At 50.1% G+C, this 6847-nt stretch carries 3 protein-coding genes; 2 read left to right on the plus strand and 1 reads right to left on the minus strand.

The genetic code is table 11. From position 1 onward, the window contains the following. Window positions 1-2102 (plus strand): T9SS type A sorting domain-containing protein (locus NC99_RS05365; RefSeq protein WP_053180635.1); only part of this gene is annotated, 2102 nt, incomplete at its 5' end. 246 nt (window positions 2103-2348) lie between these two features. Continuing rightward, window positions 2349-4859 carry a sugar-binding domain-containing protein gene (locus NC99_RS05370; RefSeq protein ID WP_053180637.1) on the plus strand — a complete coding sequence of 837 codons (2511 nt, stop codon included), beginning with the start codon at window positions 2349-2351 and terminating at the stop codon, window positions 4857-4859. Window positions 4860-5725: 866 nt separating this feature from the next. On the opposite strand, the gene pelA is transcribed toward NC99_RS05370, so the two are convergent. Then, on the minus strand, window positions 5726-6847 hold a 1122-nt coding region (gene pelA / locus NC99_RS05375), incomplete at its 5' end, for a pectate lyase (protein ID WP_053180639.1).

Below are 6847 nucleotides of genomic sequence, written 5' to 3' on the forward strand. Positions count from 1 at the left end.
TTTTCATCAACGGCACCAGCGTAGGAACCCATTGGGGTGGCTATGATCCATTCTCCTTCGACATTACCGACTATCTGAAAACCTCCGGAGAACAGGAAATCATCGTTCGCGTGTTCGACCCAACCGATGCCGGAGGTTTCCCCCGAGGGAAGCAAACCTTGTATCCCGGCGGAATCATGTACACCTCCGTAACCGGAATTTGGCAAACCGTTTGGCTGGAACCGGTGCCCGAAACAGCGATCGAAACCATTCTGATGGTTCCGGATATCGACCAGCAACAGTTGACACTAACCGTAAAAACTTCGGTTGACAGTCCCAACTTGACCTTTCAGGCGAAAGTAAAAGATGAAGGCAGTGTGATTCAAACAACCGGGGGAAATACCAATCAGGAAGTTCAAATTCCCATTCCCAACCAAAAATTGTGGTCGCCCGACTCCCCTTTTCTATATGATTTGGAAATTATTTTGCACGACGACGGCGAAGCCATCGATTCTGTTAAAAGTTACTTTGGCATGCGAAAGATTTCGGTGCAAGACGATGACGGCTACAAAAAACTGTACCTAAACAACGAATTTCTGTTTCACCATGGACCACTGGATCAAGGCTTTTGGCCCGATGGAATTTATACTGCCCCAACCGATGAAGCGTTGAAGTATGATATTGAAATGACCAAAGCCTTCGGGTTCAACATGATTCGAAAGCACATTAAAGTGGAACCTTACCGCTGGTACTACTGGGCCGACAAATTGGGCGTACTCGTATGGCAAGACATGCCTTCGGCCAATTCCTACACCAATACGCATCCTCCGGTTGACCAGGTAGCCTACGAAAGAGAACTCACCCGCATGGTCGAATCACTGCTAAACAGCCCAAGTATTGTGATGTGGGTCATTTTTAACGAATCGCAGGGACAGCACCGTACCCCCGAATTGGTAGAGAAAGTCATGGGCATGGATCCCTCGCGGGTGGTTAACCAAGCCAGTGGCGGCTCGTTTTTCGACGTGGGCCATGTGCTGGATATCCATAGCTATCCGCCTCCAGCGGTACCCGTTAGTTCAACACAAGCACTGGCCTGTGGCGAATTTGGCGGAGTGGGCTATAAAATTCCCGGCCACCTGTGGAATGATGGTTTTGGCTACGTGATGGCCAACAACGAAGAGGAATTTTTTGACTACTATGAAGACTACATGGAGCAGGTCACCATTTTCAAAACCAACAACGGCCTTTCGGCGTCGGTATACACCGAGATTACGGATGTTGAAATTGAGGTGAACGGGCTACTCACCTATGACCGTTTGGAAAAAGTAGACCGACAACGAATCCATACCGCCAATACTCAAGTCATTGAGCGAGATATTTTTCTTTCCGAGGTTGTCCCTTCTTCGCAGCACGAAGGGCATATCTGGCAATACACAAACACCCAACCTCCCGGAAGCTGGACCGAAGAATCATTTGATGATTCGGGCTGGAATTCCGGCAAAGCAGGCTTTGGGACCGAAGGCACACCAGGTGCTGTGGTACGCACGCATTGGAACTCACCCGACATCTGGATTCGCCGTAAGATGCCGGTTGGCGATCTGTCTGGCATTGACCGAGACAAGCTGGTTTTAACCATTCACCATGACGAAGATTGCCAGGTGTACATCAATGGCGTGCTGGCCGCCAGTCTCTCAGGATGGACCACCAGCTACGTCCACCTCCCCATCAGCACGGCTGCAAAAAATGCGATCCGCTCAAACAGTATGAATACCATCGCCATCCATTGCAGCCAAACCGCCGGCGGACAATATGTCGATGCCGGAATTTCGCTGCTCAGCCCGGACGAGCCGGCCCCGGAAATTCCAACAGGAAGTTCCGGCATGATGGAAGACCTGGAAGATGCCAACTGGCTCTACCCATCTCCGGCCGATGATATCGTTCGTTTTGCACAGGCTTTTCCTCAAGCAGTTGAAGCCGCTGTCATTAACTCCTATGGACAAACGGTAAAAAAACGAAGTGGTACACTTGATCAGGTTAACGTGGCCAACCTGAAGCCTGGCCTGTATTTTATTCGTGTCAAAGACCAGTCAGTCACCCATTCCTATAAATTCATCAAGAATTAAGACTTCCAGTAGTTGTAGATCAGCATAAAAGGAGATTGATACAGCCAATCTCCTTTTCTTTTTATTCAAATCAGCACATCACCAACATTTTTAGAAACTGACGATTCCATTAAAAGCCCGGCCGCTTTACAAATAGCTACCCGATTGGAAACAAAACGGCCCCTTTTTTTCATGGCTTCTGGCCTGACTTTCATTCGATATCACTTACTTTGTGTTGGATAAAACTTCAACCAAAGCAAAATTCAGATGAAAAAAATCAACGATCTACTCCTGCTCATCCTAACGGTTTCACTGTTGGCCTGTCAATCAAAAACTGAACATCCAAGGGAAGTGACTCAATTCACCAAAGATTGGCAATTTACCCTTGGCGATGATCCTGCTTTTAAAGCGCCAGGCTTCGATGATCAAGACTGGCGAACGCTAAATGTTCCGCACGACTGGAGCATCGAAGGCCAGTTCAGTCCCGACCATCCGGCCACACCCGGTGGTGGTGCCCTGCCCGGCGGAATTGGCTGGTACCGAAAAAACTTCACGCTGGATCAGGCTGATGCCGACAAACAATTCTTCATTGATTTTGACGGGGTGTATATGAACAGCGAGGTGTACCTGAACGGAGAATTGCTAGGCAAACGGCCAAACGGCTACATTTCGTTTCGGTATGATTTAACACCTCACCTGACGTTTGAAGGGGAAAACGTACTGGCAGTGCGGGTCGATAATTCAGAGCAGCCCAACTCGCGCTGGTACTCCGGCTCCGGAATTTACCGCAACGTGTGGCTGGTGAAAACCAATCCGGTACATATAGCAAAATGGGGGACCTACGTTACCACGCCCGACGTCAGTGATGAAAAAGCAAGCGTAAAAATTGAAACCACCATCGAAAACAAAACGGCCACCGAAAAGGAAATCCTGCTCACCACCCAGCTATTGGATGCAAACGAAAAAGAAGTGCGTTCGGAAAAGCAAGCGCTAACCATCCCGGGAGGCGGCCAGCATCAAATAACACAAGTGCTGTCTGTGAATCATCCGGACTTGTGGTCCATCGACAATCCGGTCCGATACAAAGCCATCAGCGAACTGAGCGAAAACGGGCAAATCATCGATCAATATGAAACAAATTTCGGCATTCGATCTTTTGAATTTGATGCCGAAAAAGGTTTTTTCCTGAATGGCGAACCTACCAAAATTTTGGGCGTATGTAACCACCACGATTTGGGTGCTATGGGTGCTGCCATCAACACGCGGGCACTGGAGCGTCAGCTGGAGATTCTGAAGGCAATGGGCTGCAACGCCATTCGCACCGCGCACAATCCACCGGCACCCGAGTTGCTTGAGCTGTGCGACCAAATGGGTTTCATTGTTCAAAATGAAACCTTCGACATGTGGCGCAAAAAGAAATCGCCCTACGATTATTCCCGCTATTTTCCGGAGTGGCATGAGAAAGATTTAACCGACCACATCAAACGCGACCGGAACCACCCATCGGTGTTTATGTGGAGTATCGGCAATGAAGTATTGGAACAATGGACCCACGCCGATGCTGACACCCTGGATGCCAAAGCAGCCAACCTCTTGCTGAATTTTAAACGCGACGACAGCGCTTTGGCACACGAGGGCGAAGCACTTAGCGTCAACTCGCTGCTCACCCAAAAGTTGGCCAACATAGTTCGACAGCTCGACCCAACGCGTCCCATCACCACCGGTAACAACGAGCCCAACCCCAACAACCATATCTACAAAGCCAAGGCGCTGGACATGATCGGATTTAACTACCACCACGAATGGTTTGAAGGTGTTCCTGACAATTTTCCGGGCATGCCGTTTATTGTCACCGAAAGCACTTCGGGACTGATGACCCGCGGCTACTACCGCATGCCCAGCGACAGCATGTTTGTTTGGCCAGAGCGCTGGGACAAGCCTTTCCACGATCCGTCACACGCCTGCTCTTCCTACGACAATTGCCATGTTCCCTGGGGATCGACGCACGAAAAAAGCTGGAGCATGGTGAAAAAGTTCGACCACGTTTCTGGCTTGTTTGTGTGGACCGGCTTCGACTACCTGGGCGAACCGACCCCCTACTGGTGGCCTTCCCGCAGTTCGTACTTCGGCATTGTCGATCTGGCCGGATTCCCCAAAGATGTGTACTATATGTATCAAAGCGAGTGGGCCAAAGACCAGGATGTGCTGCATGTTTTCCCGCACTGGAACTGGGAAGAAGGACAGGACGTGGACATTTGGGCTTACACCAATGCCGAAGAAGTGGAGCTTTTTCTGAACGGGAAATCGCTGGGCGCCAAAACAAAAGCGGCCGACGACTTGCACCTGATGTGGCGGGTACCTTTTGAGCCGGGAACAATCCAGGCAGTGTCGCGCACCAATGGGCAGGTTGTTTTGGAAAAAGAGATTAAAACCGCCGGGCATGCTGCGCAAATCCGGCTGACAGCTGACCGGTCGGAAATTAAAGCCGATGGCTATGACTTATCGTTTGTTACCGTAGAAGTGTTGGATGAAGCCGGCAACCTGGTTCCCGATGCGACAAACCAGATTCAGTTTGAAGTACTTGGCAACGCTTCACTGGTTGGTGTCGACAATGGTGATCCAACCAGTCACGAACCCTTTAAAGGATCTGGCATCAAAGCGTTCTACGGAAAATGTCTGGCCATCATTCAAGCGAAAGAGAGCACCGGACTGGCGACACTGAAAGCCACATCCGAAGGCTTAAAAGAAGCTTCAGTTCAAATTCAGTTGATCAGATAAGCAGGAAGTTGAAATAGTGAAGGTTTCACTTCGAGTGAAGCCCTCACTCGCGAGCGTTAGGCCGGGTGGCAAAGCCGATGTTGCTTTACTCAGCGGGTGACTCGAAGTCACCCGCTGAGTGCCCAAATAGGTTTTGGGCTAAAGCCCGGTTGCTGTAGGCTGTCTCGTCTCCCCCGGATGAATCCGGGGGTTAATGATGCCGTCGCTGACGTCTCATCGGATGATCCGGAGCGTGGTGGTGTCGTTGGCTTCTCATCGAATGAATCCGGGGGTTAGTGATGGTGCTCATCATCTTTCTTCCGCTTACTGTTGGGGCTGCACCAGTCAGTAACCCGGTCCTTCAGGGCCGGGCCATTGCAACAAAGCAAGCTGGGCTTTAGCCCAAACCATCAGCCCTGTTAACAAATCCTCAGCGCTGTTCGTTTTCAGATCAATCTGTTATGAAATAGCCAGCCCTGTCGGCTTGCGAGGCGGCCTGTTCGAAAAAAAATTGCCCTGTTAGCGCTGGAACTGGCCCTGTTGGTTTGCGATGCGCCCTGTTCGAAAAAATTCGTCCCTGTTTGATTATGGGTTCGCCCCGTTTGGTTTTGTCGCTTCCCTGTTAAAAAACCGGTCGCCCTGTTCAACAGGGCGGAGCCAAACTTTAACAGGGCGGCAAAAATAGTAACAGGGAATGCCGGTGCTGTAACAGGGCACCTAACAAGTTAACAGGGCTGGTTGAGACTTAACAGGATCGGTAAAACCGTAACAAAACGATTTAGGCAGGAAATCGGAACGCATCAGTTGCTATTGGGTTTTGAATAAAAAAACGATGACAGTTCGTGGTGAACCGGCATCGTTTTGGTGTTTTAACAGAGATCGTGAGTTTATGGCTTCAAAACATTCTCTTGGAGTTCATGTTTCTGAAGCCAAGCCGGGTAGGCATCCAGCACCTTTTGAGGGCTGTAAATGTACCAGGCGTAGCCCACGCGTCGCTCGCGGCTTACTTCGGCCATGGAATACAAGAGTTCGCTGTTTCGATCAGAAAACAAAGGCTTGCCAGTTTCCAGCTCGTAATAGCGGGTCCAGATGGGTGGCGCCTCGGGATCGTGAACCACGCGGCGGTCTTTGGTGATGGTCTTGTACTGGGTTTCAAGAGGCTCTGCCTCAAAGGTCTCCACGCGGGTATTGTAAATCCGAGAATCGGCAAACCACTTTACAGCACTTTGAATGGCCCGGATGATGCGCTGATCCGGTTCGTCCATGTCCATCAGAAACTGCACAATCGAAGCGCTTTCGCCGTTGCAGATGGATGGTGGCTCATACGCCCTGGCCCATGCCGGCTGAAGCGTTTCAGCATCGTGCTGCTGGCACCAAGCCGTCAACCGCCCCTGATCCACAATCTGACAATTCAGAATACAATCCAGTCCCCGTTCATAGGCTGTTTCGATCCGAAATCGAAGGTCATCATCTAAAAACGAAAACGAAGAATCGTTCTCAACAATCATCCTCAGTGTTTTCATGATGCCGATATACGCCCCGTCATTAAAGGTGATGTGGCGGCTGTAATTCTCTTTCAGCGGATAATATTGTGGCCAGCCGCCATTCTCGTATTGCGCGTCAAGGATAAACTCCAGCCCTTTTAAACACCCTTCCCTGTATTTTTCAAGCTGAGTTTTTGTGTACACCTTGGCGAGGTATTGAACCTGCGTATAAGTCGTCGCGTTGTCGAAGGTCGTTTCAAATTCATCCTTTGTCGCACGCAAACGCTCAATTTGTTCCAGAGTTAAGATCGCACGCATATCGTAATTTTTGGCCCAGCCGCCATTGCTGCGTTGAAAAAGCAGCATATTATCAGCTATTTTGGTTATTTCCGACTCATCGTAGCGCTGCTGATCCGGCAGCGGGTTGATCATATTTCCTTCATCACGGATTCCGTACCAGTGGCTGGAACTGCTCGAAAACTCCGACATGGTCACTGAAACCCCATCCGTGGAATCCTCATCGGC

The sequence above is a fragment of the Sunxiuqinia dokdonensis genome, from assembly GCF_001270965.1.
Classification (GTDB): domain Bacteria; phylum Bacteroidota; class Bacteroidia; order Bacteroidales; family Prolixibacteraceae; genus Sunxiuqinia; species Sunxiuqinia dokdonensis.